Origin of the sequence: Stenotrophomonas sp. GbtcB23, assembly GCF_019091045.1 — a bacterium.
In the GTDB taxonomy this organism is placed as follows: domain Bacteria; phylum Pseudomonadota; class Gammaproteobacteria; order Xanthomonadales; family Xanthomonadaceae; genus Stenotrophomonas; species Stenotrophomonas rhizophila_A.
The window spans coordinates 23,209-49,796 of the sequence record NZ_JAGXKC010000008.1 but is presented as its reverse complement, the minus strand read 5'-3'; the positions used below and the strand labels follow the sequence as shown (position 1 = coordinate 49,796).

The window sequence follows — 26,588 nt, the reverse complement described above, 5'->3', positions numbered from 1 at the left end:
CGTCAGTCCTTCTGGGGGGAGGCGAGCCAGCCCTGCGGCAGCATGCGCGCAAGCGTGGCATCGCGTTGGAAAAGGTGGTGGTACAAGGCAGCGCCGGCATGGGCGACCACCACGGCGATCAGCACCCAGAAGCCCCACTCATGGATGGCATGGGAAATATCGCGCGCGCCCGGGTTGGGCGCGACCAGCTTGGGCACGTCGACCAGCCCGAACCAGCGGAACGGCCGCAGGCCACTGGCCGAATCGTAGACCCAGCCCGACAACGGCAGCGCGAACATCAGCACGTACAGCAACCAGTGGGTGGCCGAGGCGATGCGTTCCTGCCAGGTCGGGGTTCCGGGTACCGGTTCGGGCGCGCCGGCATACAGGCGCCAGCCCAGGCGCAGCGCCACCAGGGCCAGCACGGTGATGCCCAGCGATTTGTGCGCGGTGTAGACCCAGAAATACTTCGGGGTGCGTGGCAGTTCGCCCATGGTCAGGCCGACGATGCCGAGCAGGAGGATGAGCAGGGCGATCAGCCAGTGCAGTCCCTGGCTGACACTGCCCCAGCGGTCACGGGTGTTTCGGGTCGTCATGGCGAGCGCTTCCGGGCTGGCGAAGTAGAGGGAGTGTCGGAGTCGTCGATCGGTTCCGGAGTTCCCGGCGGGTCGACGGACGGTGTGTCCTGCGGATCGGTGGCACTGCGGTCGCGAAGGGCTTCGGCTTCGATGCGCAGCTGGACCTGGTCGCCGATCATCGACGGCCACGCATCCACCCCGAACGCGCTTCGGCTCAGGGTGGCTGTGGCTGAAAACCCGGCAGTACGGCGGAATGGCGGCATCGGGTGGCGCTTGACGGCGTTGAGCGTGACATCAAGCGCGACCTCGTGGCTGACCCCGCGCAGGGTCAGCTCACCGATCACCCGCGCATGGGCGGCATCGACCGGTTCGATGCGGGTGGATACGAACCGGGCCTCGGGATGGCGCTCGGCATCGAGCAGGTTGCGCGCCAGCGCGGCCTTGTTCCATTTGTCATCGCCAAGATCCAGGCGTTGCAGCGGCACGCTGACCGTGAGCGTGGCGCTGCTCCAGTCGTCGGGATCGAAGGCAAGCACGCCTTCGCTGCCCGAGACGGTGCCCAGTGCCTGCGAGAAACCGGCGTGCTCCACCGCGAACAGCACCCGTGTATGCACCGGGTCGAGGCGGTAGGTATCGGGCGCGGCGCTCGCCGCCCAGGGGGCGGTACACAACAGCAGGGCAAGGGTCAGGCGCTTGGTCACGGCCGGCTCCGTTCAGGGCTGGGCCGATCATACGCGCTGCTCCGTGATGCCTGGCAGCACCATGGCTGCAACAGATCGTGGTGCGCCCCGCAGCGCGCGACCGGGGCGTTGTGCAGCGCACTGTGTGACAATCCCGGGCAACAGGGAGAACTCGATGGCGTTGAGCGCGCGCGGTTGGCGGGCAGGCATCGTGCTGCTGGCACTGGCGTTGTATGCGGTGCCGTCGGCGTTGTGGGCCGCAGGGACATCGGCAGAGACACCGCGCATGCGCCGCCTCGGCGCCGCCGAAGGCATGCCCTCGCGCATGGTGCTTGCCCTGGCGCAGGACCGTCAGGGCTACATCTGGGCCGCCACCGATGATGGCCTGGCCCGCATCGACGGCGTTGGCCTGCGGGTCTGGCGCAATGAACCCGACGATCCCGGCTCGCTGCCGGGCAACGAGATCGAGACGCTGCTGGTCGACCCGCTGGATCGGGTCTGGGTGGGCAGCAACGGCGTTGGCCTGAGCATGCTCGGGCCTGGCCGCGAACGCTTCGAGCGGTTCCCAGACCTCGACCAGCATTGCGAGGGGCAGTTCTGGTCGCTGGCGTATGCGGGCAAGGCCTTGTGGATCGGCACCAACCGCCATGGCATCTGCCGGCGGGAAGAGGACGGGACGCTGGTCCGCTACCAGGCCAACGCGGCCGATCCGGCAGCGCTTCCCGACGACACCATCTACAGCCTGCTGTCCGATCCTGCAGGCCATGTCTGGGTGGGTACCGGCAGCGGCGTGGCGCGCTGGGACGGCCGCGGCTTCACCCGGATCGCGCCGGCGGTGCTGGGCGGCAAAAGCGTGTTCCGGTTGACCCGCGACCCCGATGGCACGGTGTGGGCCGGTACCGAGGGAGGGCTGTTCCGGATCAGTCCCGACGGCGACGCGCGCCCGGCACCGTGGAAGGTGGGCGCCGATGTGCGTGCCGCCTCGGTGCTGCATGATCGCAATGGCGGCTACTGGCTGGGCACGGCCGACGGCCTGTATCGCGGCGATGATGCCCAGCTGCGCCTGCTGGCCGGCGATGGCGGCAGCGGATTCCTGACCGAACGCAGCGGCGTGCTGGACATGCTGCAGGACCACGAGGGGGGACTGTGGGTGGCCATGCTGACCCAGGGCCTGGCCTACCTCCCTCCGGACTGGAAGCGTTTCTCCACCTGGTACCAGCTCGATGGAAAACCCCTGGACAGTGCGTACCTGCTCGGGGCAGCTGCGGCAGGCAACGACTATTACGTCGCCGGGGCGCATGGGGTGTACCGGTTGGATGCGGGCGGAAGCCTGCACCAGATAGCCACTGAGAAGCAGATCGGCGTGGGAGCGGTCAGGTCGGTGTTGCCGCGCGCCGATGGTGCGCTCTGGCTCGGTCGGGCCGGAAGGCTGGGGCTGTTCCAGCCAAAGACCGGACAGCTGCGCGAGTGGAAGATCGGAGGCGGCGCGGATGTGCGCCAACGCATTGAGCTGATCCGCGAAGCGCCCAACGGTGATCTGTGGATGTCGATCACCAACTACGGCGTGCAGCGCCGGGACGCGCAGGGCAAGCTGCTCGACGACATCCGCATCGGTGACGGCCGCGGCCTGGTCGATGTGCCGGTGGAGCAGATGCTGTTCGATCCGCGCGGCGGGCTGTGGATCATGGGCGACATGGGCGAAACGGGCGAGATGGGGCTGCTGCGGTGGCAGAAGGACCGCTTTGAACGCGTGCCCGGCATTGCGCCCGGCAACCTCTTCGACATGGCCTGGGTCAGTGCCGATGAGGTCTGGATGGCGCGCAGTGGCGCACTGGAGCGCTACCGGTGGGACGGGCTCAGCATGACGCTGCGGGAACGGGTCGGGGCCGCGCAGGGAATGCCGCCGGTGTCGATGGGGGGTATCGCGCTTGGCCGTAACGGGCAGGTGTGGGCCACCACCACGCGTGGGCTGGTGTGCTGGCATTCCCGCGAACGTCGGCTGCGGCTGTACGGCGAGAAGGACGGGCTGCCGGATCGGGAATTCAGCGGACGCCCACCCGTGGCCGGTGCCGACGGCCGGGTGCTGGCCGTCACCGCGACCGGGTTGGTGGGTTTCGACCCGGATGCAGCAGACACGCCGCTGCCGCCTTCGCAGCTGGTCATCGACAACATCCAGGTACGCCGCGACGATGCCGAAGGCCAGCAGTCGCTGCCGGTCAACGCGCCGCTGGTGCTGGGCCCGGGCGATCGCGATCTGATCATCTCGGCGCGCCTGCTGTCCTATGCCAGCCCGATGGGCAACCGCTACCGCTACCGCGTGTCCGGCTATGACCAGAACTGGGTGATGCAGAACGCAGATGGCGAACGCCTGCTGTCGCGGTTGCCGCCAGGCCAGTACGCCATCGACGTGCAGGCCGCTCCCCCGCATGGGGAATGGACCCCGTCACGCACGATCACCGTGCAGGTACAGCCACCGTGGTGGCGCAGCAGCTGGGCCGTGCTGGGCTACGTGGTGCTGTGGCTGCTGCTGGTGGCCGCCGTGGCGGCGTTTGCCCGCGCCCGTCTGCGCCGCCGCCAGCAATGGCATCTGACCGTGCACAAGCAGCAGATCGCCGAACAGGCGTCGCAGGCCAAGAGCCGGTTCCTTGCCACGCTCGGCCATGAGGTGCGTACCCCCATGACCGGTGTGCTGGGCATGAGCGAACTGCTGCTGGCCACGCCACTGGACGAGCTGCAGCGCGGCTATGCCTCGTCCATCCAGCACGCCGGTACCCATCTGCTGCGGCTGGTCAATGACGCGCTGGATCTGGCCCGGATCGAAGCGGGGCGGCTGGAACTGGACATCCGGCCGTTTGACCTGATGTCGATGCTGGCCCAGGTTGAAACGCTCATGGAACCGATGGCACATCATCGCGGGCTGGCCTTCGAGCGCAGCTTCAACCTGCCCGGCCCGGTGCAGGTCAGTGGCGACGAGATGCGCGTGCGCCAGATCCTGATGAACCTGCTGGGCAATGCGATCAAGTTCACCGAACACGGCCATGTCGGTCTGGGCATTGAGCTGGTGCCGGGCGGGAGCGGTATCGAGCTGGAGGTCACCGACACCGGGCCAGGCATCAACCAGGACCAGCAGCATCGCCTGTTCCACCGTTTCGAACAGGCGGACGGCCCGCGCACGGCGTCCCGCTATGGCGGCAGTGGCCTGGGCCTGGCGATCTGCCAGGAACTGGCCGTGGCGATGGGCGGACGCATCGCCATCGACTCCGCGCCCGGACAGGGGGCCCGCTTCACCGTGCACCTGCCGTTGCCGTGGACCGTGCGCCAGCGGCCCGCTGCGGATGCGCCGCTGCATGGCGCGCCGATTGCCCTGCCACCGTTGCGGATCCTGCTGGTGGAAGACGATGCCACCGTAGCCGACGTCATTGCCGGGCTGCTGCAGGCCCGCGGACACACGGTGGTGCATGCCCTGCACGGGTTGGCGGCGTTGTCGGAAGTGGCTGCCGGACGTTTCGACATCGGCCTGCTTGACCTGGACCTGCCCGCGCTGGATGGCATCGCCATCGCCGGGCAGCTGCGCGCCATGGGCTACGCGCTGCCGCTGATCGCGGTGACGGCGCGCTCGGATGCCTATGCCGAACAGCAGGTCCTCGCGGCCGGGTTCGATGGCTTCCTGCGCAAGCCGGTGACCGGCGACCTGCTGGTGGCCGCGATCGCGCAGGCGTGTGCCACTCGCCGCAGCCCGCCCGGGATGGTGACCTCTCCATAGGCTGCGTATCAGAAATCGGCAAATTCAATTCAAAAATTGATTCACTGCTTTGTGACGTTTTTACGGGAACGCGGATGCGCGCTGGCCGTGATCGCCCTACCGTGGCCGCAATGAGAACGATGATGGTGCGGTAGACGGTGACGCCTCCGCGAGAGGCCCTGCGCGGGCAGCCCGTAGCCTTGCTCCTGGCCCTGCTGCTGATGTGGCCGGCAGCAGGCCATGCGGGTGTCGTACATGTGCCATCGCCGCGCCTGCTCGGCATGGCCGACGGCCTGCACGACCCCAACGTTCGCGAAATCGCTGAAGACGCTTCCGGCTACCTGTGGCTGGCGGGCAGCGACGGCCTGATGCGCTTCGACGGCCAGCGGTACCGGCTGTGGCGCCTCGAGGATGGCTTGCCGGATGTCGACCTGCGCACGCTCCACGTGGATGCCCTCGACCGGCTCTGGGTGGGAACGGCCAGTGCGGGGCTGGTCATGATGGGCGCTGATCGTGGTGGGTTCCAGCGGCTGCCCGCATCGGCCCCGTCAGCGCTGCGCCAGGGTCTGCTGCGCCAGGTGCACAGCAGCGGCGACGGCCGGATCTGGGCCATTGGAAGCGACCATCGGCTCTATCGGCGGGCACCACGCGACCCGCAGTGGGCGTTGCAGCCGCTGCCGCAGGAGGGTGGCCCGGTCATGGCACTCGCGCGCGACAGCGCAGGTGCGTTGTGGGTGGCCCAGGCCGCATCGCTTTGGCGATGGGATGGCACACGGCTGGCCCGGCTGGCGTTGCCGGCCGGATCCGCAGCGCCGATCCGTTCGCTCTGGGCCGATCCACGCGGGGGAATTGAAGTCACCTCGGCGCATGGCACCTGGGCAACGAGTAGCGCAGCAGGTGCCTACATTCGGCCGCTCGGGGCACGCAGCGTGCTGCGCAGTGCGGACGGCGTGCTCTGGCAGCAACAGGGCGCGGCGCTGCTGCGGCAGGAAGCCGGCGCCAGCCTGCCGTGGACGCTGCAACCCGCGCCAGGCACTGCGCCGGGGCCGGTGGTGATCCGCCAGGCGCTGGAAGACCGCAACGGTGACCTGTGGTGGATAAGTGAGCAGCACGGCGTATGGTGGTTGTCGGCCCGCTGGCGGCAGTTCACGGCCTTGCCCGCCACCGCCGACAGCGGGTCGGGAAACGGCAGTCACTACGCACTGGGCCTGGCCGCATCGGGAACGCACCACGCGTGGGTTGCGGGCAGTCGCGGGCACCTGCAGCGCCTTGACCTGCGTACCGGACGCGGCCGTGACGTGCTCCGGTTCCCACATGCCGGCGTCAGCGCGCTCCCGGTGGGCGTGGCCGAAGATGCCCAGGGACGGGTCTGGGTCGCCAGTGCCGACCGGTTGCTGCGCCATGACCCGCAGCGGCGCAGCCAACGCGACTGGGGGCTCGGATTGGGCACGGACCAAGGGCCCATCCACCTGCAGATATGCGCGAACGGCGATGTCTGGCTCGCGCACCCTGGAGCGATCCAACGGTGGTCGACGGACGGCAAGCGGCTGCACAGTGCGGCACCGCAGCAGGTGGGGCTTAGGCAGGACGTTCTGCTACGGCAGCTGTTGTGCACGCGTGATGGCGAGGTATGGGCCACCGATCCGCAAGGCGTGATGCGCTGGTCTGTTGCACGCGAGCGCTTCGAGCCGGTCCCGGGCGATGGCGACGGGACCGTGTCGGCCATCGCCGAAGCCGACGATGGCACGCTGTGGGTCAGCCGCCTGGGCTTCCTGGAGCAGTACCGTCTGGCGCAGGGACGGTTGCATCGAGAACGTCGCGTTGGCGCCGCCGAGGGGTACCCGCAACTGCGTGCCAACGCGCTGGTGGTGGGCGCCGATGGCGTGGCGTGGGCCGGGGCCGCGCGCGGCGTGCTGCGGGTGGATCCGCACGCGGGTGAGGTGGGGGTGCTGGACACCGCACAGGGCCTGCCCGTGCAGGAGGTGCTTCCGCAGCGGCTGCTTCGGTTGGGCTCGGGCGCGTTGGTGGCAGGCGTGCGCGAAGGCGGACTGCTGGCGTTCGACCCGCGCGCGCTTCGCGCCCCGGCAAAGGTGCCGGTTCTGGTGCTCGATGCAATGAGCCGTCGTCGGCATGGACGGGTGATCCAGGTGCCGATCGCCGCACCGCCGGTGATCCTGGGCACCGGGGACCGCCATGTGCGGGTCGCGGTGAACCTGCTCGGTCGTGGCGATCCTGATCGCATCCAGTACCACTTCCGCCTGCTGGGACACGACCCGGCATGGGTCGACACCGGCCCCGTGGCGCAGCGCCTTTTCACCCGCCTGCCGGCCGGTGAGCACTCCCTGCTGGTGAAGGCGCGGCACGCCGGGGGGCCGTGGTCGGCGGTGCGTCAGCTGCCGTTGCGCGTGGTGCCCCGGTGGTGGGAAACAACAACCGGTCGTGTCGCCTTGGCTGCCGCGATCTGCGCAGCGCTGATGGGGGGAGCGCGGCTGCACTACCGCCGGCAGCGGCGACGCGCGCAGCGGCGCCAGGCGCGTGCGCACCGCCTGCGGGCGGAGCAGGATTCGATGCAGCGCACCCGCTTCCTGGCCGAACTGGGCCGCCGGGTGCGTGCGCCGTTGACGCCGGTACTCGGCTGGAGCGAGCTGCTGCTGCAGTCGCCGTTGTCGGGCGTGCAGCGCGAGCAGGTCGGCAGCCTGCAGCAGGCGGGGCACCACCTCCTGCAGTTGATGGACGATGCGCTGGACCTGGCCGGTATCGAATCAGGCCGCCTGCGGCTGCACCCAGCGCCCTTCGTGCTGGTGGAGGTCATGCGTGAGCTGCATGCGCTGCTGCTGCCGGTGGCGCGGCGCAAGGCATTGCTGCTGCATTGGACCAGCACGTTGCCAGCGGGCGCCTGCTTCCACGGCGACGTGCAGCGCCTGCGCCAGATTCTGCTGAACCTGCTGGGCAACGCCCTCAAGTTCACCGCGCATGGGCAGGTCAGCCTGAGCGCACGCACCGGGCCGGAGGATCGCGGGCTGGTGCTGTGTGTGTCCGACACCGGCCCGGGGATGAGCCCGGCGCAGGTGCGGCGGCTGTTCCAGCGCTTCAGCCAGGTCGAAACGGCAGACACCGCCGCCCACCCTGGCGGCAGCGGGCTGGGACTGGCCATCAGCCGGGACCTGGCACATGCCATGGGCGGACGCCTGGACGTCGACAGCCAGCGCGGGCGTGGCACCCAGTTCGAGTTGACACTGCCGTGGCCGGCGCTTGCACCCGCCGCGGCGCCCGCCGCGCCGCGCCGCACCGCGTGCGCTGCCGTGCCATCGCGCGCCTTGCGTGTGATGGTGCTGCTGCCGGCGACCGAACCGGACGCTGTCGAGGTGGTGTGTGCGCTGCTGCGTTCCCAGGGCCACCGGGTGGTGGCGGTCGAGAATGCAGACGCGTGGGTACGCGACGTCGATCCCGGGCCCTGGGATCTCATCGCGGCTGATCCGGACATGGTGGTGGCGGGCGGGCGGCTGAGTGCACGCCTGCCCTGGTTGTGGCCGGGGGTGCGGCGCGTGGCGCTTACGCCACGCGCCGATGCCTGCGCCGAGCGCGATGCACGCGCGGGCGGGTTCGATGGTTTCCTGCGCCTGCCGGTGACCGGGGCGCGGTTGGCTGCCGCGGTGACGGGCGCATGATCGGCCCCCTGCAGGGCCTGCTGCTGGCGCTGCTGCTGCTTGCGTCATCGGTACGCGCGGCGCCCCCCATGGCGCTGCGCTTCACCACCGCCGACGGGTTGCCGTCCAACGCGGTGCACCAGATGGTGGAAGACCGCGACGGCTACCTGTGGTTCGCCACCGATGATGGCCTGGCCCGCTTCGATGGCCAGCGCTTCCGGATCTGGCGGATGGAGCAGGGGTTGGCCGACAACCAGTTGCTGTCGATGGCGGCGGATGCGCAGGACCGGTTGTGGATCGGGACGGGGCAGGGCCACCTCATGCGCCTGTCGGCCGACCGCAGCCACATCGAGCGCTTCGACAGCGCGCGTTTTCCGGCCCTGGCGGGCGTGGCGATCGGTGTTGTGCTGCCAACGCCGGAGGGCGTGGTGTGGTTCGGTACGCGCGACGCGGGTCTGTTCCGGCTGGACCCGGGCCACCGGCTGCGTCAGTACCTGCCCACCGTGAACGCGGACGGCCTGCCGGACCGTCGCGTCGACCACCTGGCGTTGGCGGCCGACGGCACGCTCTGGGTGGGAACGCCGCGCGGCCTGGCCCGCTGGAGGAACGGTCGCTTCCTGCCGCCGCCCACGATGCTGGCCACTGCGCCGGTCAGCGCGCTGCTGGTGGATGCCGGGCAGCGGCTGTGGGTAGCCGGCGCGGCAGGCCCGTGGCGCGCCTCGGACGAGGGGCGGCTGGAACCGGTGGATGCACCGGCGGGAACGCGCGCGCTGGGCGCGTCGCGCAGCGGCGGACCGTGGCTGGGCGAGGACGCCCGGGTGTGGAAGAGCGGAGGCGGTCAGCTGCCCGGGGTGGGCATCGCACCGTTGGGCAGCGCCGATGTGCCCCGGTTCCGCACGGCCCTGGAAGATCGCCACGGCAGCCTCTGGTTGCTGGGGCGGCATATGGGGGTGTGGCGGCTGCCCCCGCACTGGCAGCACTTCATGTCGCTTGATGCGGCGCCGCAGGAAATGCCGGCGATCAGCGGGTTGCATCTGGCTCCTGACGCGCCGCCGCTGGCGCTCGCCTGCGCCGATGGCAGCCGCTGGCGTCTGGATGGCACGGGGATCGAGCGGCAGCTGCCTGGCGGCACCGGCGCCCGACAGTGGCGCTGGGGTGCGGCCGACCAGGCGCCGCCGCCCGGTCCGTTGGCCCTGCATTGCGATACAGGCAACGGCATCTGGTGGGGAGGTCGTCATGGCCTGACGCGGTGGGCGGACGGTCGCTTCCATCCCGTTGTCGGTGTCGACGGCGAGGTCAGCGCGCTGCACCTGGCCGAGGACGGCGCCTTGTGGGTGGCCAGTGCGGGTACGGTGCGGCGCTATCTCATCCAGGACGGCGTGGCCCGGCCCGGCGTGCAGATTGATGCACGCCAGGGACTGCCGTCGCTGCGGTTGGCGTCGCTGGCCAGCGACGCACAGGGCGCGTTGTGGGCCAGCAGCGCGCGTGGCCTGCTGCGTCTTCGCCCCCGCGAGGGCCAGGTGCGGCTGTACACGCGAAGCGAAGGGGTACCCGATGCCGTGTTCAATGCACAGCTGCAGGCCGATGGATCGACCATGCTGGCCGTGGATGCACACGGCCGCAGGGTGCGGTTCGACCCGGTGGGCCTGGCCGCGTGCAGGGGGGAGCCGGCGCTGGTGGTGGAGCGTGTGCAACTGCACCGCGGTGGCCTGCTGCAGGTGCTGCCTTCCAAGGCGGTGCTCCACCTGCAGCCGGACGATCGGGATATCCAGGTCAGCGTCCGCTTGCTCGGCGCTGGGATGCGCGCGCGCCAGCAGTACCGGTTCCGGCTGTGCGGCCTGGACCGGGAATGGATCCGGGTGGGCCGCAGCGGGACCCGCGGCTTCCCGCGACTGCCACCCGGCGAGCACCGCCTGGAGTTCCAGGCACGTTTGCCCGACGGCAGCTGGTCGTCAACCCGGTCATTGCTGCTGCGGGTGGAGCGCAGCGGCTGGCACCACCCGGCGCTGGTGGGCGCCCGGATATCGGCGGGCGCGCTGCTGCTCGGCGGCGGGGCATGGGCGGCGGTACGCCGTGTCGCGCGCGGGCGGCGGGCGCAGGTCTCCGCACAGGGCCTGTCGCTGGCGCTGCGCTCGGCGCAGGCCAAATCGCACTACCTGGCCAACCTCGGCCATGAGGTGCGCACACCCCTCACGGGTATCCTGGGCATGGCCGAACTGCTGCTGTCATCGCCCCTGCATGCGGCCCAGCGGCAGCCGTTGGAACGGATCCTGCGGAGCGGACACGCGCTGCTGGAGCGGGTCAACCACGCATTGGACGAGGCTCGCCTGGAGGCCGGAAGTACCCCCCTGCAGGCGGCCGACTTCGAGGTGGGCGCCGTCCACCGGCAGTGGTTGGCGCGCCAGCTGCTGCCATCCTGCCGGCGTGGCACCGCGCTGGCCTTGTGCCTGCAGGTGGCGGGCGACGCACGCGCGCACGGCGATGCGCTGCGACTGGGGCAACTGCTCGATGCGGTTACGCGCGTGCTGGGGCGGCACACCGGCGCGGGGCACGTGGTGCTGGAGGTCGCCTGGCGACCCGGGCGCGAGGGGCTGCTGTGGCGGTTCACCGCCGGCGGGCGCGCTGCGTACCCGCCGGGCCGCGGCGCCGGGAGCGCCGCGCCGACGCCGTCCGTCGCGTCCCTGCGCCTGGCGTTGGCCACTGCCGAACGCCTGGCCGGCGCTCTCGGCGGCACCCTGCGCGTGCATGCGACGGCCGGCAGGCAATGGCACGTGCAGGTGGGGGTACCCATGCCGGCGGTGGCGCCGCTGCACCGTGGCCGGGTGCTGCTGGTGGACGAGGACGCCGCCGCTGCCCTTGCAGTCAGTGCACTGCTGACCGCGCAGGGCTGGGAGCCGGTGCATGCGGCGCACGCGCTGGCAGGGTTGACCGAACTGGCGGCGGGCGGGTTCGACCTGGTGCTGGTGGACCTGGACCTGTCCGGCATCGATGGGTTGACCCTGATCGGCCTGCTGCCCGGGCGGAACGTGTCCGCTCCGGTGCTGGCGATGAGCCGGCAACCCTCCGCCGGCCTGACCGGGCGGGTGCGGGCTGCCGGTGGCGCGGGGCTCCTGCCCAAGCCGGTCACGGCCGCGGCGCTGCGCCGGGCACTGCAGCAGGCGGGCGTGCCCTGACGGTTCGTTCCCATCCGGCGAACCGTTTACCATCCACCCCGTGACTTGGGCTTTCTGCGACAAGTCCGGCCCCATCTGCACGTCATCGGTTGATCCCGACCCGCTCCAGGAGATTGCTTGGTGTTGCCTACGCGTTGGCTGCTCCTGTTCGGGATGCTGTACATGTGGCCGTGGCTGGTGGCAGCGCAGCCGGTTCCGCCAACGCCGCGCCAGCTGACCGTGTTCGATGGTCTGCCGTCCAATACCGTCAACCGCATGGCCGAAGACGGGTACGGCTACCTGTGGTTGGCCACCAACGATGGCCTGGCCCGGTTCGACGGCCGCAATTACCGGGTCTGGCGCGCCGAGGATGGTCTTCGCGACAACATGGTGTGGAGCGTGCACGTGGATGCGCGCAACCAGTTGTGGATCGGTACCGAGAATGCCGGGCTGGCGATGATGTCGGCCGACCGCCGCGAACTTCGCTTCTTCGACCGTGCCAGCAACCCGGTGATCGGCAGCAATACGATCTGGAGCCTGGCCTCCACCGGTGACGGGGCGCTGTGGTTCGGCACCTACGAGGGCGGCCTGCACCGGCTCGACCGCAATGGCGTGATCACCCGCTTCATGCCGGAGCCAGGCAACCGGCGCAGCCTGCCGGCCGCGTCGGTCACGCATATGGCCACCACCCGTGACGGCAGCCTGTGGGTCGGTACCAAGGCGGGGCTGGCGCGCTGGACCGGGCGCGACTTCGAGCGGGTGCCCGCGTCGAAGCTGCCCACGCCCCTGGTCAACGGGCTGACCGCCGAGCTGGATGGCAGCCTGTGGATCAGCACCAATGCCGGTACGGTGGTTCGCCGGGCAGACGGCAGCTTCGCCCCGGCGCCCTGGAAGGTGGATGCCGGCGACCAGGTACTGGGCATGATGCTGCGCGACGAGCAGGGCGGTTATTGGCTCGACACCCGGTCGGGTCTCGGGCGTGCCTACCAAGGCCGCTTCCAGCAGGTGCCCCTGTACAGCGCGGTGGCCCGTGGCCAGGTGCGGCCCAACTGGACGGGCGCGTACGAAGACCGCGAAGGCGGGATCTGGCTGGCCAGTACCAACAGTGGCCTGTGGCATCTGCTGCCGCGCTGGTGGCAGTTCTCGGTGCTGTCGCGGCTGGAGGATGACCCGGCCTCGCTTCGCAACGGCTACGTGCTGGGCATGGCCGCATCGGCCAATGGCGGTGTGTGGGCCGTGGGCACCCATGGCGCACTGGACCGCTTCGATCCGGTCACTGGCAAGGTGGACCAGCACCGGACCTGGGTGGATGGTCCCCAGTGGCTGTTGTCGGTGCTGGAAGACCCGCGTGGCCATGTCTGGATCGGATCGCACGAAGCGCTCCTGCGCTACGACCCGGGTACCGGCTCCCTGCAACGCTGGAGCAGCGATGCCGGTGCCGATGCCGCCATGGAAGGCGACGTGGATGCGCTGGCGCTCTGCGACGGTGGCGGGGTCTGGAGCGCTGCGTCCGGCGGGCTGCAGCAGCGCGCCCTGGACGGCGGCGTGCGGCAGCGGATCGCGGCCGGCACGGGCGGGTTTGCGCCCGGACAGCTGGTCCTGGATCTCATGTGCGGTCCGCAGGACCACCTCTGGGTGGCCACCAACCAGGGCCTGCTGCAGTGGGTACCGGCGCGTGCGCGTTTCGAGGCGGTGCCCGGCGCGGCAGCTGTCGCCAGTCATGCCCTGGCGTCGGCCGACGACGGCTCCATGTGGGTGTCGGAAGAAGGCCGCCTGATCCGCTACCGCTGGAACGGGAAGCGGCTCGAGCGCGAGGCCCAGGTCGGGCCGGAAGAAGGCTTCCCGCAGCTGTCGGCGACGGGATTGGTGGTGGACGCCCAGGACATCGTGTGGGCCGCCAGCTCGCGTGGCCTGATCCGCGTCGATCCCAACCAGGGCAGCGTGCGCCAGTACGGCGTGCGCGATGGGCTGCCCAGCCAGGAGTTCCGCCGCGGCACGCTGGTGCGCACGGCCAGCAACCACATCGTCGGCGGCACGCCGGCCGGGGTGGTGCTGTTCGATCCGGACCAGGTGCGCCCGGCGACCCGGCGCGCACCGCTGGTGATTGAACGTGTCGAGGTGCGCCGTGGCGAGCGGGTGCTGGACCTGACCCACCTGGCGCCGCTGGAAATCGCCGACGCCGACCGCGACCTTCGCATCGTGGCGCGGCTGCTGTCCTTCGCCGACTCATCGTCCAACAGCTATCGCTATCGCCTGGCCGGCTACGATCCGGATTGGGTGGAAGTGGGGCCGGGCGGCGAACGTGTGTTCTCGCGACTGCCGCCCGGGCGCTATCGACTGGAGGTGCAGGCGCGCTCGGCCGACCTGGTCTGGTCGCGGGTGCAGGTACTGGAGTTCCGCGTGATGCCGCCCTGGTGGCGCAGCGTATCGGGGCTGCTGGTGATGGCCTCGATCGCCTTGCTGCTCATGAGCCTGTTCGCCTGGTTGTACCGGCGCCGCGTGCAACGCCGCCACGCTTACCAGCTGGCCCTGCACAAGCAGGAACTGGCCGAACAGGCATCGGCCGCCAAGACGCGCTTCCTGGCCAACCTGGGACATGAAGTGCGCACGCCGATGACCGGTGTGCTGGGCATGAGCGAGCTGCTGCTGGGCTCGCCGTTGAACCCGCAGCAGCGCAGCTACACCGAATCGATCCGGCATGCCGGCGAGCACCTGCTGCACCTGGTGAACGACGCGCTGGACCTGGCGCGGATCGAATCGGGGCGGCTGCAGTTGCAGGCGCAGCCGTTCGCGCTGCAGGGTGTCATTGATGATGCATGCACCCTGATGGCCGCGCTGGCCGAGCAGAAGGGGCTGCGCTTCGTGGTCGACAACGAACTGGCCGCTGGCCTGTGCAGCGTGGGCGATGCGGTGCGCGTCCGGCAGATCCTGCTCAACCTGCTGGGCAACGCGGTGAAGTTCACCAGCAACGGCGAAGTGCGGTTGAAGGTGCGCGCGCTGGCGCCGTCGCGCGGGCTTTACTTCGAAGTCTCCGACACCGGACCCGGCATCAGCAGCGACCAGCAGCAGCGTCTGTTCCGGCGCTTCGAGCAGGCCGACAGTGCGCGCACCGCTGCGCAGTACGGTGGCAGCGGCCTGGGCCTGGCGATCTGCCGCGAGCTGGCGCTGGCCATGCAGGGCCAGATCGGGGTGGAAAGCCAGTTGGGCGTGGGCACGCGCTTCAGCGTGACCCTGCCGCTGCCGCTGCAGATGGCCGACGCCACGGTCGGGAGTGCCGGCGTTGCCGAGGGGCACCCCCTGCCGCCACTGCGCCTGCTGCTGGTCGAGGACGACGACACCGTGGCCAGCGTGATCATCGGCCTGCTGAGCGCGCGCGGGCACGAGGTGGTGCACGCCGCGCACGCGTTGGCAGCGCTGCGCGAAGTGAGCGACGCGTCCTTCGACGTGGTGCTGCTGGATCTTGACCTGCCCGGCCTGGGCGGCATGGAACTGGCCGGGCACCTGCGCAACCAGGGTTATGCGATGCCGTTGCTGGCGGTGACGGCGCGGACCGACCCGGGCATCGAACAGCGGGTGCGCGAGGCGGGCTTCCAGGGCTTCCTGCGCAAGCCGGTGACCGGTGACCTGCTGGAGCAGGCGATCGCGCGGGTGGTGGTGGAGGGGCGTGGGTAACAGCAATGGCCGGTGTTGCCGGCCACAAAATGTCATCGGACCAACGGTCCGCTGCTACCGGGGTCGCCTATTCGGCGACCTCTTCCACATCCCGGGTAGAGGGGCGGGCGTCGGGCAGCTGCCAGAAGATGACGGTGGAGGTGAGCGTGATCGCGCCCACGCACACGAACGTGGCGTGCAGTGCAGCGGTGGCGCCATGCAGGGTGTCCAGGTGCTCGAACGCGGCCAGCAGGCTGCCCGCGGCCGCGGCGCCGAAGCCGGTGGCCAGCATCATCACCATCGACAGCAGGCTGTTGCCCGAGCTGGCGAAATCACGGTCCAGGTCACGCAGGGTCACGGTGTTCATCACGGTGAACTGCAGCGAATTGACCGCGCCGAACACCGCCAGCTGCACCACGCGCAGCCACATCGGCTGGCCGGGCACCATGAAGATGAAACTGGCCATGGCCAACCCGACCAGCACGGTGTTGACCATCAACACCCGGCGATAGCCGAAACGTTCCACCAGTTTGACCGCGTAGCGCTTGGACAACATGCCGGCGGCCGCTACGGGAATCATCAACAGCCCGGCGTTCATCGGGCTCATGCCCATGCCCACCTGCAGCAGCAGGGGGATCAGCAACGGCATGGCGCTGCTGCCGATCCGCGAGAACAGGTTGCCGAGGATGCCGATGCGGTAGCTGGGCACGTGGAACAGCGCCAGCGAAAACAGCGGCGCGGTGGAGTTGGCCGCGTGCAGCCAGTAGCCGACCAGCGCAGCCAGCCCGGCCACGGTCATCAACATCACCAGCGCGTGCGGGGTGGCCATGCCGGAGATGCCATCCAGCGCCAGCGACAGCACCACCATGCCGAACGCCAGCATCAGGTAGCCGGCGATGTCGAAGCGGGTGCGGTGTTCGGCGTAGTGGTCGGGCATGATCTTCAGCGCGGCCACGTAGCCGATCACGCCGATGGGCAGGTTGATCAGGAACACCCAGTGCCAGGACGCCACTTCCACCAGCCAGCCGCCCAAAGTGGGGCCGATCAGGGGCCCCACCAGCGCAGGGATGGCGATGAAACTCATGGCGCGCAGGAACTGTTCGCGTGATACCGAGCGCATCACCGCAAGGCGCCCGACCGGCAGCAGCATCGCGCCGCCCACGCCCTGCAGCACGCGGGCGGCAACCAGCTGGTGCAGGGTTTGCGCCAACGCGCAGGCGAGCGAACCGAGGGTGAACAGGATGATCGCCGCCAGGAACGTGCGGCGGGTACCGAAGCGGTCGGCGATCCAGCCGGAGGCGGGAATGAAGGTCGCCACCGCCAGCGCGTAGCTGAACACCACCGACTGCATCTGCAGCGGGCTTTCACCCAGGCTGCGGGCCATGGCGGGCAGGGCGGTGTTGACGATGGTCGAATCCAGCATCTGCATGAAGATCGCCAGCGACACCAGCCACAACAGGGGCCGGAACGAGGCGTAGCTGGGGGTCGTCATCGTGTGCACCTTCATCAACGAGGTGCACATGATCGCACGGGGGGTGTGTATGCCGGGCCGTCAGCGCGCGCTCAACCGGTGCACCGCTTCGACAAGTACCTGCACGTGCTCGGGATTCATGTCCGGCGACATGCCGTGGCCGAGGTTGAACACGTGGCCCTCGCGCGAGCCGCCGTTGCCGCGCGCGTAGCTGTCCAGCACCTGCCCGGCGGCACGTTCGATCGCCTCCGGGTTGCCGTACAACGTGGCCGGATCCAGATTGCCCTGCAGCGCCACGCGGCCGCCGGTGCGCGCTGCCGCGTCGGCCAGGTCCAGGGTCCAGTCCACGCCCAGCGCATCGGCGCCGGTGTCGGCCAGGTCGGCCAGGTGCAGGCCGGTACCCTTGCCGAACAGGATCAACGGGGTGCGCTGGTCGCCGTCGCCGCGCTCCAGTTCACGCGCGATGCGGGTCAGGTAGCGCAGCGAGAACTCGCGGTACATGGACGGGCTGAGCACGCCGCCCCAGGTATCGAACACCTGCAGCACCTGCGCGCCGGCCGCGCGCTGGGCAGCCAGGTACGCAACCACCGCATCGGTCACCACCGACAGCAGCTGGTGCAGTGCGGCCGGCTCGTTCAGGGCCATCGCCTTGATGCGTGCGAAATCCTTGCTGCCGCCGCCTTCGACCATGTAGCAGGCGAGCGTCCACGGGCTGCCGGAGAAACCGATCAGCGGCACGCGGCCGTCCAGCTCACGGCGGATCACGCGCACCGCATCCATCACGTAGCGCAGCTCGGTTTCCATGTCCGGCACCGCCAGCCTGGCGATGGCGGCAGTATCGCGGACCGGGTGGCGGAACTTCGGGCCCTCGCCTTCGACGAAGTACAGCTCCAGGCCCATCGCATCGGGAATGGTCAGGATGTCCGAGAACAGGATCGCCGCGTCCAGGTCGAACCGGCGCAGCGGCTGCAGGGTGACTTCGCACGCGATTTCCGGGTTCTTGGCCATGGCCAGGAAGCTGCCAGCCTTGGCGCGGGTGGCGCGGTATTCGGGCAGGTAGCGGCCAGCCTGGCGCATCAGCCAGACGGGGGTGCAGTCCACCGGTTCGCGGCGCAGGGCGCGCAGCAGGCGATCGTGGCGGGAGGGGCTGGTCACGGGTTGCTTCCTTGGAATCGGGTGGCGCAGGGTCAGGGGGAGGCGGGCCGCTCAGCGCGGCGGCACACCGCTGGTATAGGTGATCTGGTAACCGCGCTTGAGCTCGGTGTCGCGCGCCTTTTCAAACGCGGCTTCCGCCTGGGCCTGTTCTGCGAAGAACTGGCGGTGCAGCTTGGCGTGCCTGCCGACCTGGCCCGACTCGCGCAGCAGCTCCCAGCCGCCGAACAGGTCCGGTTGCAGGGTGAGCTGGAGGTAGCCGGTCGGATCGGTGCCGTTGACAGGTTGCTGCAGGAAGATGCGCATGGCCGCGATTGTAGCCGCGAACCGGCAACACGGCCGTCACCGGCCCGCGGGGCGGGCGCGACAGACGGTCGCGGCTCAGCCGGTGGCCAGCACGCGCAGCACGTCGGCCTCGTCCACGTCGGCCACTACCTCGGCGCGGCCGATGCCCCGCCACAGCACCAGGCGCAGGCGCCCGGCGACATTCTTCTTGTCCAGCCGCATGCGCGCCAGCAGTGCCTCGGGCGCCAAGCCGGCCGGAATGGCAACCGGCAGCTCGTAGCGCAGCAGCAGCTCGCGCAGGCGGGTGGTGTCGTCGTCGTGGCTCATGCCCAGCTGGGCCGACAGCCGCGCAGCCAGCACCATGCCCACCGCCACCGCTTCGCCATGGTTGAGGTTGTCGTTGCCCGGCGCGCCGTAGCCCTGCTCGGTCTCGATCGCATGGCCAAAGGTGTGGCCCAGGTTCAGCAGCGCGCGCTCGCCGCGCTCGAGCGGATCTCGCGCGACGATCTCCGCCTTGTGTTCGCAGCTGCGCGCGATGGCCTGGGCCAGCGCCGCATCGTCGCCGGCCAGCAGCGCGGCGTGTTCGGCCTGCAGCCACTGGAAGAACAGCGGGTCGCGGATCGCGCCGTACTTGATCACCTCGGCCAGGCCGGCGCGCAGTTCACGCGACGGCAGGGTGCGCAGCGCGGCGGTATCGGCGATCACCGCGCGCGGCGGGTGGAAGGCGCCTACCAGGTTCTTGCCTTCGGGAATGTCCACCGCGGTCTTGCCGCCGACCGACGAGTCGACCATCGCCAGCAGCGAGGTCGGCAGCTGCACGCAGTCCACCCCGCGCATCCAGCAGGCTGCGGCAAACCCGGCCAGGTCGCCGGCCACGCCGCCGCCCAGGGCCATCACGCACGCATCGCGGGTGGCGCCCAGCGATGCCAGCGCGGTGATCGCCGCGCCGAAGTTGGCCAGCGTCTTGGAGGCTTCGCCAGCCGGCAGCACCAGTTCGCCGATCAGCAGTCCGGGGCGTGCATCCAGCAGCGCCTGCTTGACCCCGGCCAGATACAGCGGGGCGACGGACGAATCGCTGAGCAGCAGCACGTGGCGGCCGCGCACGTGGTGCGCCAGCAGCTCGCCCTGGCCAAGCAGGCCCGGGCCGATATGGATGGTGTAGGGGGTGTCGCCGCCAACGGCGACGGTGCGGGGGGGCGCGGTCATGCGGAAGGTTCCAGTCGCTGCCATTGCGAGGCCAGGCGCAGCACCAGCTGCGCGGTTGCCTCGCTGGGCGTGTACAGATCGGTATCGAGGGTAAGGTCGGCCAGGCACTGGTACAGCGGATCGCGCAGGCTCGCCATCTCGTGCAGCACCTGCTCGCGATCGGGCCGCTGCAGCAGGGGCCGGGCGCGGTCGCGCGCCAGCCGCTCCAGCTGCGCCGGCACGCTCACCCGCAGGTAGACCACGAAGCCGCGCCGTGCGATCGCCTCGCGGTTGCCGGCATCGAGCACGGCGCCACCGCCGGTGGAGATCAGCTGCCCCTTCCCGGCCAGCAGCTGCTGCAGCACCTGGCGTTCGTGCTGGCGGAAGCCGGCTTCGCCCGAGTGCTCGAAGATGGTCGGAATACTGGCCCCGGCCGCGTCGACGATGGCCTGGTCGGCATCGACGAAGTCCAGCGTGAAGCGCTCGGCCAAGCGGCGGCCGATGCAGGTCTTGCCGGCGCCCATCGGGCCAATCAGGATCAGGTTCGGAGCGGGATTCATTACCCGGAATGCTAACACCTCCGTGTCGCCGCCTTTACGTCCGGGACCCCATGGTGGGCGGTGCGGAATGTCCCGCGCGCAGCCGGAGTACGCCCATGTCAGTGGCCAAAATCATCGAGATCAATGCCTCCTCGCCCACCAGCGTCGAAGACGCGGTCCGCAGCGGCCTGAAGAAGGTGTCCGAAACGGTCAAGGGCATCCAGGGGGCGTGGATCAACGAGACCAAGGTGGTCACCGACGGCCAGGGCAACATCACCGAGTGGCGGGTCAACCTGCGCGTGACCTTCCTGGTCAGCTGACGATCCGGCGCTGGTCATCCAGCACCACCACGCGGTCGGCCAGCGCCGGCAGCGTGCGCAGTGCCTGCCGGCTGACCCGCTCGTAGTACTGCACGAACCGTTCCAGCTGGGCGCGGCTCATGCTGCTGCGCTCGGGCTGGGCGGCCTGCAGGTTCTGCTCCTGCTGCCAGCGCCAGCGCGGCACCACCGCGAAATCCGGCGGCTGCAGGAACCACAGCCGGTCACAGCGCTGCCACAGCGCCGGATACTGTCCGGCAAGGGCCTGATTGCACCAGCGGCGCCAGCGGCCATCGGCGTCGGCCTCACGTTCGAGCGCATTGAGCGGGGTGTCCAGTTCGCTGTCGGCCTGCGCCGGCGTGCCCAGGAACCAGCCTTCGAACACCAGCAGGTCCAGTGGTTCGTGACACTGCGCCCATTGCGCTTCCGGCACGCGTTCGTCGGCAAGCTTGTCAAAGCGCGGCAGCGCCACCGGCTGTCGCGCGGTGATCGCCTGCAGCGTGGCATGGGCAAGCGGCAGGTCATGCGTGCCGGGCGGCCCACGGGTCAGCAGCAGCGGGTGCACCTGCCGCGCCAGGCGTTGGCGTTGGGCACGGGTGAGGTAGAAGTCATCGATGGACACTGCCGCCGCGCGCAGCCCGCGTTGCTGGGCAAGGCCCACCACCTGGGCCGCCAGCGTCGATTTGCCGCTGCCCTGCAGGCCGCTGATGGCCAATACTGGCACCGTGGCCGTCACGGCCAACGCATCATCCAGCGCCTGCGCGACCAGTGCATCGGGGAAACCCTTGTTCCGGGGAATGTACGCAGCAACGGACATGCGGTGACAATAAACCCAAACCGAGCCGCAAAGAAGCCGACCATGACCGATCTCTACGCTGAAGCCCTGTCCACCTTCGCCGCGTTGTACGACGAAGCCAAAGGCAGCGCTGAAATCGAACCCAACGCAATGACCGTGGCCACCGCCACCGCCACGGGCGTCCCCTCGGCGCGAACGGTACTGCTGAAAGCCTTCGATGACCGGGGTTTCGTGTTCTACACGCATCTGGACAGCCACAAGGGCCGCGAGCTGCAGGCCAATCCGCACGCCGCGCTGCTGTTCCTGTGGCGCAGCCTGCGCGAGGCCGGCATCCAGGTGCGCATCGAAGGCACCGTGGAACAGGTCAGCAACGAAGAAGCCGACGCGTACTTTGCCTCGCGTCCGCGCCTGAGCCAGATCGGCGCATGGGCGTCGCTGCAGTCACGCACGCTGGCCTCGCGCGAGGAATTCGATACGCGCGTGGCCACTGCCGAAGCCAGCTTCGCCGGCCGCGATGTTCCGCGGCCGGACGGCTGGAGCGGGCTGCGGGTGGTGCCGCGCCGGATCGAGTTCTGGTACGGCGCGCAGTTCCGCCTGCATGAGCGCTGGTGCTACGAGATCGATGCCGACGGGCAATGGTCCAAGCGCCTGCTGTACCCGTAAGCGTCGCTCAACCGACCACCGGCAGGGTCAATGCGCCGATCAGCGACGACATCGCCTTCTGCCGGGTGGTGATGGCCCCCACTGCCTCGAACAGGGCGTACAGCTGGGCGCGCCGGGTTTCGGCATCGGCTGCCTGCGTGAACGCGTCCAGCGTGCTGGTGTCGGCATTGTCGCGGCGCGTGGTGGCACCACCGATAGTGGTGGTGGGCTCGCGCTGCAGCCAGTAGCGCGCTTCCAGCGAAGGTACGGAACCGGGGTCGGTGAGCGCTTCGGCCAGCCGGTCCAGGTCGGCACCATGCGAATCCAGCAGCGCGGCCCACGTCTCAGCACGGGGCTGCGTGGCCGAACACAGGGACAGGTAGCGCATCAGCGGGCTGGTCAGCGTGCCTTCGCCCAGCCGGTCGTACCGCGTGAATTGGGTTGCGCGGTTGTGCTCCACCCGGATCGTCGGTGCCAGCCCCGGCAGCACCGGCACGGGTACCGTCACGCCCAGCGACTGTGCGGTGCCGGTGGCAACACGCACCGCATGCAGGTGGTTGCCACGCGCGGACGGGGGGAAGTCTGGATCGGTCTGGAAGGAAGGGCGGAAGAAGCGCACCAACAGCTGGCTGGTGCCGCTGACCCCAAGGTCGGCCGACAGCGGGGCGACCAATGCTTCGGCTTCGTGCAGGGGCAGCGCGCCCCACTCCGGCAACTGCCGCTCCACCTCGGACAGGATGGTGCCCAACGCGGGCGCGAGATGGGCAGCAACGGTCAGCTCCAGATAGTCGCCATTGCGCAGCGGATCCGGATCCTGGCGCACATGGCGTGCCACGCCGATCTCTCCGGTGGCGGTCAGCAACGGCAGCGATGCAGAGAGCGACAAGCTGCCGCGGGTGGTGGCGATGCGCTGGATCTGCTCGCGGAACGCATGCGTCGCCCGGTACACCCACGCGCGGTCGTGCGGCAGCGTGGTGTCATGGATGCGCCGCGCTTCGGACTGCACGCTGCGCTGCAGGCGGGCCCAACCTGCATGTTCTGCCGCTGCGCGGGTGTCCGGTGCCGGCACCGCCTGCAGCCAGGCGAGCGTGTCGAGCAGGGCGATCATCACCGGTTCGGGCGCTGCGGTGCCGCTGCCCCAGTCGCGTGCCAGCGACGCCAGCGGCGCGCGGGCCTGGGCCGGCGCACGCAACGACAGGTCGGTCAGCGCCTGCAGGTGATCGAACGCGGCGCCGACATGTGCCACGGCCTTCTGTCGTTTCTCAATGGTGTCCGGGTCCCGCGGCGACGCCATGACCTGCTGGACGATCTGGAGCGCGTGCGAACGGGGCTGGTTGCCCACCAGATGCGCCACGCGCGCTTCCAGAACGGAGCGGATGCCGGGATCTTTGCTGGCAGGCAGGCCGTCTTCGCCGAGTTCGGTCAGCCGGGTCGGCAGCGCCGCCCGCAGTACCGTGCGGTTGGCCGCAGCGGTGGCGCCGAGCTGGCCCAGCCCATAGCCGGCACTGGCGGCCAGCGCGCCGCCATGGGTGGTCATGCCTGCGGTGATCAACAGGCCGCGCTTGCCGAATGCCAGAGGCTGCGCCACGGCCTGTTTGCCGAGCAGGACTGGCAGCGTCGACTGCAACGCCATCGCGCGGCTGGTGCGCTCGTCGTAGCGGTCGCGACGTGGCTCGGTCACGCGCTTGAACGCGCGCTGCAGGACGTTGCCGCCCAACCGGCGGGCGACCGATGCATGCGCCAGGCGCAGCACGCGGGTGCGCATCGACATGGAGATGTCCGCATCGCCTTCGGTCGAGTAGCCGCTCAGTCTGCCTTCCACGCCTACCCCGGGACCGACGGTACCCTGGACGCTGGCTTCAGCACTTACCGTCGCGCTGCGGATGGTGGCGACCGTCAGGTCGTCGAAGGTGGCCACGCTGGATTCCTGGCGTGCACCGGCCGCCGCGCCGGCATGCACGCCGCTGGGCAACCCGAAGCGCACGCCCAGCATGCCGCCGGTGCCGGCGCTGCGCTGCGAACCCGGCAGCGCGTTGATTCGTTCGCGCTCGGTGTGGCGTGCGATCTGCTCGTGCAGCATCGCCTCGGCGCGCGCTGCGCGGGTCAGGTCGTACAGCGCCGCCCGCAGTGCCTTCTGCCGTTCGGGGACATGGCGGCCGTTGGGCAGGCGCTTGATCGCACGCAGCAGCGCGCTGCTCTGCTTGCGGGCCAACGGCTCGCGTGGGTCCAGGTCCAGCGCGTCCAGTGCGTTGGCAACATCCGCAGGCGCTTCGGCGCGGCACTGCGCCAGCAGGGCATGGATCTGGCCGCTGAGCACCACCAGTGCATGCTCGGTGGGGCCGGGGGCGCTGGGTGCATCGTCCCGCTCGGGGTCGGTGTTGGACGCTGACGCGGGCATCCGCGATACGCGGACGGGGGCGGGCTGCGGCCGGTTCGCGTGGTTGCTGATACCGGTCAGCGGGATGGCCCGGGTCGGGCCCGCCGCGGCATCGCGCGGCCTGCGCAGGGCCAGCGCGGTGGTGCGGGCGACGAGGGTGGAAAGGGGCCTGGCGTGAGTGGCTGGGAACATGCAGTGTCCTCGGTGGTGGGCGGATCCTCGCTCTGGAACCTAGCCGTGCGGCGGGCCGTTGGACATTGCAGTATTCGCAGAAAGTTCACCCGGGGTTTCCGTTGATGAACCTCCTGTGCGGGCCATCGAAACGTTCTTCCTCTTGACGTCATCGATGGCGTGTATCGGCCCGCGTGCGGCGGAATCGGGCGGCAAGGCCTGGTATGGCGGGAAATCCGGGCTTCAAACCGCCCGATGCGCCCTGCGCGGTGATGTCGCGGCCGGACGCATGCCATCACCCTCCATGTCCCGCGCTGTCAGTTCCTGCCCGTGCAGCAGACGAAATGATGAACATGTCGCACAACCGGATATCCGCATTTGGCTTTAGGAGTTTCCCTAATGCGTTGTCGGTTGAAGCCTGCTCTGCGTATCAGGGATGTCGTTGCAGGCGCGGGATGCGCGAAACGCGGTCAGCGGCGTTGGTCAAACGGGGTGACGCAACCAACGCCACAGCGTCGTGCGCGATACGCCCAGCTGTGCGGCCAGCTGCTCCCGGTTGCCCTGATGTTCGATCAGCCACTGGTGCAGGGTTGCCGGCGAGGGGCGTGCGGGCGCAGGCCCGGCATGCAACGTGGCGCTGTCGGCCATGACAGCGCCGCCCGTGGCCGGCAGCAGTTCGGGCAGCCATGAGTGCAGCTGTGCCAGGCCCAATGCCCCCTGGTCGATCCGCCAGTGGATGCGCAGGCGGTCAACCAGGTTGCGAAGTTCGCGCACGTTGCCCGGCCAGGCATACCCGCACAGGCGCTCGGTGGCGGCCGCATCCAGCGGCGAAGGGCGCTGGCCCAACTGCTGGAAGAAGTGCTCCAGCAGCATCGGCACGTCCTGCGGGCGCTCGCGCAGGGTAGGGAGTGCGATCCGCAGTGCGGCGAGGCGGTAATAGAGGTCGCGCCGGAAGCGCTGCGCCTCCACCAGCGATTCCAGCGTCTGCAGGGTGGCCGCCACCACGCGCACATCCACCGGGGTAGGTTCGGTCGCACCCACCCGTAGCACTTCGCGCTCTTCCAGGACCCGCAACAGACGCGTCTGCAGCGGCAACGGCAGCTCGCCGATTTCGTCCAGGAACAACGTGCCGCCATCGGCAGCTTCCACCAGGCCGACCCGCCCACCACGCCGTGCGCCGGTGAAGGCGCCTTCGGTGTAGCCGAACAGTTCCGCTTCCAGCAGCGATTCACTGATTGCCCCGCAGTTGAGCGCCACGAAGCGGCCGCTGCGGCCACTGGCGGCGTGCAGCTGCCGGGCGACCAGTTCCTTGCCGGTGCCGGTGGCGCCGGTAACCAGCACGGTGCTGTCGTGCGGGGCATACAAGGCAATGCGCTCGCGCACCTGCTGCATCGAAGGGCTTTCGCCGAGCAGGCGCTGCTCGGTGGTGCGCGAGCGGGCAGGGGCACGCCGGCGCGGTGCGGCCACGCCGGAGCGGGCCAGGGTCTGGGTCAGTTCCAGCGCGTGTTCGAAGGCCTGGCGCACCGAATCGGCCGAGTACAGCAGCACGCCGGGCAGGCCCACGCGTTCGGCGTGGTCGATGGCCATGCCGGTGCCGACGATCACCTCGATGCCGTTGGCACGCATGTCGGCGATGCAGTCGCGCGCATCTTCGCGGGTGACGAAGCGGCGGTGTTCGATATCCAGCCCGAAGCTGTGCTGGAAGCTGCCGAAACTCGGCACATCGGTGGCGTGGGTAACCAGCCCGATCCTGGATGCGATCCGCCGCGCCCGGGCCAGTGCTTCCATCAGGTCGAAGCCGTTGGCCTGGATCGGTACAAGTGGTACCTCCAGGCGGCTGCGCAGGTAGGCGGCGTTGGAGCCGCCCGCAATGACCACATCGCAATGCTCGCGACGCAGGCGCTGGCCGATCACGTCCACCGCCTCTTCAAAACCGAGGTTGATGGGGACGATGCGCGCGCGCCGGTCGAACTCCGGGATGACGTCGCCGAGCAGGCCGGTCAGGCGCGACACGCTCACCGTCCAGATCACCGGCAGGGCGCCGGGATCCAGGTCGGGCAGGCGAGGGCGGGGCAGGCGGATGGACATCGTCGGGTACCGTGTTTCAGTTCCATCCATGTTACATCCGTTTCAATGTTTCAAAGTGAAACAAGTCGTTACAGCAGCCAAGCCAGTGGAATCAATCACTTGCGAGTTGGCACGCGCCTTGCGCCTGTTACCCGAC

The 26,588-nt window shown here is 69.7% G+C and carries 16 protein-coding genes; 6 read left to right on the top strand and 10 right to left on the bottom strand.

Annotated features, from left to right (window positions below; genetic code table 11):
* Positions 1-2: 2 nt before the first annotated feature.
* Positions 3-575: a cytochrome b gene (locus KVS69_RS05255; protein WP_068853683.1), complete on the bottom strand. Its 573-nt coding sequence runs from the start codon at positions 573-575 to the stop codon at positions 3-5.
* Positions 572-1,246 carry a YceI family protein gene (locus tag KVS69_RS05250; RefSeq protein ID WP_254622042.1) on the bottom strand — a complete coding sequence of 225 codons (675 nt, stop codon included), beginning with the start codon at positions 1,244-1,246 and terminating at the stop codon, positions 572-574. Before KVS69_RS05250 ends, KVS69_RS05255 begins: the two co-directional genes overlap by 4 nt.
* 166 nt (positions 1,247-1,412) lie before the next feature.
* Here KVS69_RS05250 and KVS69_RS05245 point away from each other — a divergent pair, with 166 nt between their 5' ends.
* The 4 genes from KVS69_RS05245 (at position 1,413) to KVS69_RS05230 (ending at position 15,450) form a co-directional block, all read left to right on the top strand.
* On the top strand, positions 1,413-5,000 hold the full coding sequence (locus KVS69_RS05245; protein WP_217537399.1) for a hybrid sensor histidine kinase/response regulator: 3,588 nt from the start codon (positions 1,413-1,415) through the stop codon (positions 4,998-5,000).
* A gap of 179 nt (positions 5,001-5,179) precedes the next feature.
* Positions 5,180-8,647, top strand: coding sequence for an ATP-binding protein (locus KVS69_RS05240; protein WP_217537398.1), 3,468 nt, complete (start codon positions 5,180-5,182; stop codon positions 8,645-8,647).
* The gene (locus KVS69_RS05235) at positions 8,644-11,799 is read left to right on the top strand and encodes a two-component regulator propeller domain-containing protein (protein WP_217537397.1); all 3,156 of its coding nucleotides are present in this window, start codon (positions 8,644-8,646) and stop codon (positions 11,797-11,799) included. Before KVS69_RS05240 ends, KVS69_RS05235 begins: the two co-directional genes overlap by 4 nt.
* Positions 11,800-11,952: 153 nt before the next feature.
* Positions 11,953-15,450 carry a two-component regulator propeller domain-containing protein gene (locus tag KVS69_RS05230; RefSeq protein WP_217537429.1) on the top strand — a complete coding sequence of 1,166 codons (3,498 nt, stop codon included), beginning with the start codon at positions 11,953-11,955 and terminating at the stop codon, positions 15,448-15,450.
* Between the two features lie 67 nt (positions 15,451-15,517).
* On the opposite strand, the gene mdtD is transcribed toward KVS69_RS05230, so the two are convergent.
* The 5 genes from mdtD to KVS69_RS05205 all read right to left on the bottom strand — a co-directional run bounded on the left by mdtD (position 15,518) and on the right by KVS69_RS05205 (position 20,082).
* On the bottom strand, positions 15,518-16,921 hold the full coding sequence (mdtD, locus tag KVS69_RS05225; RefSeq protein ID WP_217537396.1) for a multidrug transporter subunit MdtD: 1,404 nt from the start codon (positions 16,919-16,921) through the stop codon (positions 15,518-15,520).
* Positions 16,922-16,981: 60 nt separating this feature from the next.
* Positions 16,982-18,055: a uroporphyrinogen decarboxylase gene (hemE, locus tag KVS69_RS05220; protein WP_093532843.1), complete on the bottom strand. Its 1,074-nt coding sequence runs from the start codon at positions 18,053-18,055 to the stop codon at positions 16,982-16,984.
* A 51-nt stretch (positions 18,056-18,106) separates the two neighbouring features.
* The gene (locus KVS69_RS05215) at positions 18,107-18,358 is read right to left on the bottom strand and encodes a WGR domain-containing protein (protein WP_217537395.1); all 252 of its coding nucleotides are present in this window, start codon (positions 18,356-18,358) and stop codon (positions 18,107-18,109) included.
* 75 nt (positions 18,359-18,433) lie between these two features.
* Positions 18,434-19,543, bottom strand: coding sequence for a 3-dehydroquinate synthase (gene aroB, locus KVS69_RS05210; protein ID WP_217537394.1), 1,110 nt, complete (start codon positions 19,541-19,543; stop codon positions 18,434-18,436).
* Positions 19,540-20,082, bottom strand: coding sequence for a shikimate kinase (locus KVS69_RS05205; RefSeq protein WP_217537393.1), 543 nt, complete (start codon positions 20,080-20,082; stop codon positions 19,540-19,542). The genes aroB and KVS69_RS05205 overlap by 4 nt, the downstream gene beginning before the upstream one ends.
* A 95-nt stretch (positions 20,083-20,177) precedes the next feature.
* Here KVS69_RS05205 and KVS69_RS05200 point away from each other — a divergent pair, with 95 nt between their 5' ends.
* Complete coding sequence (locus KVS69_RS05200) at positions 20,178-20,381, top strand: dodecin family protein (RefSeq protein ID WP_068853673.1); 204 nt, start codon at positions 20,178-20,180, stop codon at positions 20,379-20,381.
* Here the strand turns inward: KVS69_RS05200 and KVS69_RS05195 are convergent.
* The gene (locus KVS69_RS05195) at positions 20,374-21,195 is read right to left on the bottom strand and encodes a kinase (RefSeq protein WP_217537392.1); all 822 of its coding nucleotides are present in this window, start codon (positions 21,193-21,195) and stop codon (positions 20,374-20,376) included. The genes KVS69_RS05200 and KVS69_RS05195 overlap by 8 nt on opposite strands.
* A gap of 42 nt (positions 21,196-21,237) precedes the next feature.
* Here KVS69_RS05195 and pdxH point away from each other — a divergent pair, with 42 nt between their 5' ends.
* Entirely contained in the window at positions 21,238-21,837 is a 600-nt protein-coding gene (gene pdxH, locus KVS69_RS05190) for a pyridoxamine 5'-phosphate oxidase (RefSeq protein ID WP_217537391.1), read from the top strand.
* Between the two features lie 7 nt (positions 21,838-21,844).
* Here pdxH and KVS69_RS05185 read toward each other — a convergent pair whose 3' ends face one another.
* On the bottom strand, positions 21,845-24,385 hold the full coding sequence (locus KVS69_RS05185) for a hypothetical protein (protein WP_217537390.1): 2,541 nt from the start codon (positions 24,383-24,385) through the stop codon (positions 21,845-21,847).
* Between the two features lie 462 nt (positions 24,386-24,847).
* Positions 24,848-26,452 (bottom strand): propionate catabolism operon regulatory protein PrpR, encoded by a 1,605-nt coding sequence (prpR, locus tag KVS69_RS05180; protein ID WP_217537389.1) that lies wholly within the window; start codon positions 26,450-26,452, stop codon positions 24,848-24,850.
* Positions 26,453-26,588: the final 136 nt, after the last annotated feature.

Coding starts and splice junctions, on each gene's coding strand:
- KVS69_RS05230 (WP_217537429.1), top strand. CDS start 11,953: ATGCTGTACATGTGGCCGTGGCTGGTGGCAGCGCAGCCGGTTCCGCCA.
- prpR (WP_217537389.1), bottom strand. CDS start 26,452: ATGTCCATCCGCCTGCCCCGCCCTCGCCTGCCCGACCTGGATCCCGGC.
- KVS69_RS05255 (WP_068853683.1), bottom strand. CDS start 575: ATGACGACCCGAAACACCCGTGACCGCTGGGGCAGTGTCAGCCAGGGA.
- KVS69_RS05245 (WP_217537399.1), top strand. CDS start 1,413: ATGGCGTTGAGCGCGCGCGGTTGGCGGGCAGGCATCGTGCTGCTGGCA.
- KVS69_RS05235 (WP_217537397.1), top strand. CDS start 8,644: ATGATCGGCCCCCTGCAGGGCCTGCTGCTGGCGCTGCTGCTGCTTGCG.
- KVS69_RS05215 (WP_217537395.1), bottom strand. CDS start 18,358: ATGCGCATCTTCCTGCAGCAACCTGTCAACGGCACCGATCCGACCGGC.
- mdtD (WP_217537396.1), bottom strand. CDS start 16,921: ATGACGACCCCCAGCTACGCCTCGTTCCGGCCCCTGTTGTGGCTGGTG.
- aroB (WP_217537394.1), bottom strand. CDS start 19,543: ATGACCGCGCCCCCCCGCACCGTCGCCGTTGGCGGCGACACCCCCTAC.
- KVS69_RS05205 (WP_217537393.1), bottom strand. CDS start 20,082: ATGAATCCCGCTCCGAACCTGATCCTGATTGGCCCGATGGGCGCCGGC.
- pdxH (WP_217537391.1), top strand. CDS start 21,238: ATGACCGATCTCTACGCTGAAGCCCTGTCCACCTTCGCCGCGTTGTAC.
- KVS69_RS05195 (WP_217537392.1), bottom strand. CDS start 21,195: ATGTCCGTTGCTGCGTACATTCCCCGGAACAAGGGTTTCCCCGATGCA.
- KVS69_RS05185 (WP_217537390.1), bottom strand. CDS start 24,385: ATGTTCCCAGCCACTCACGCCAGGCCCCTTTCCACCCTCGTCGCCCGC.
- KVS69_RS05200 (WP_068853673.1), top strand. CDS start 20,178: ATGTCAGTGGCCAAAATCATCGAGATCAATGCCTCCTCGCCCACCAGC.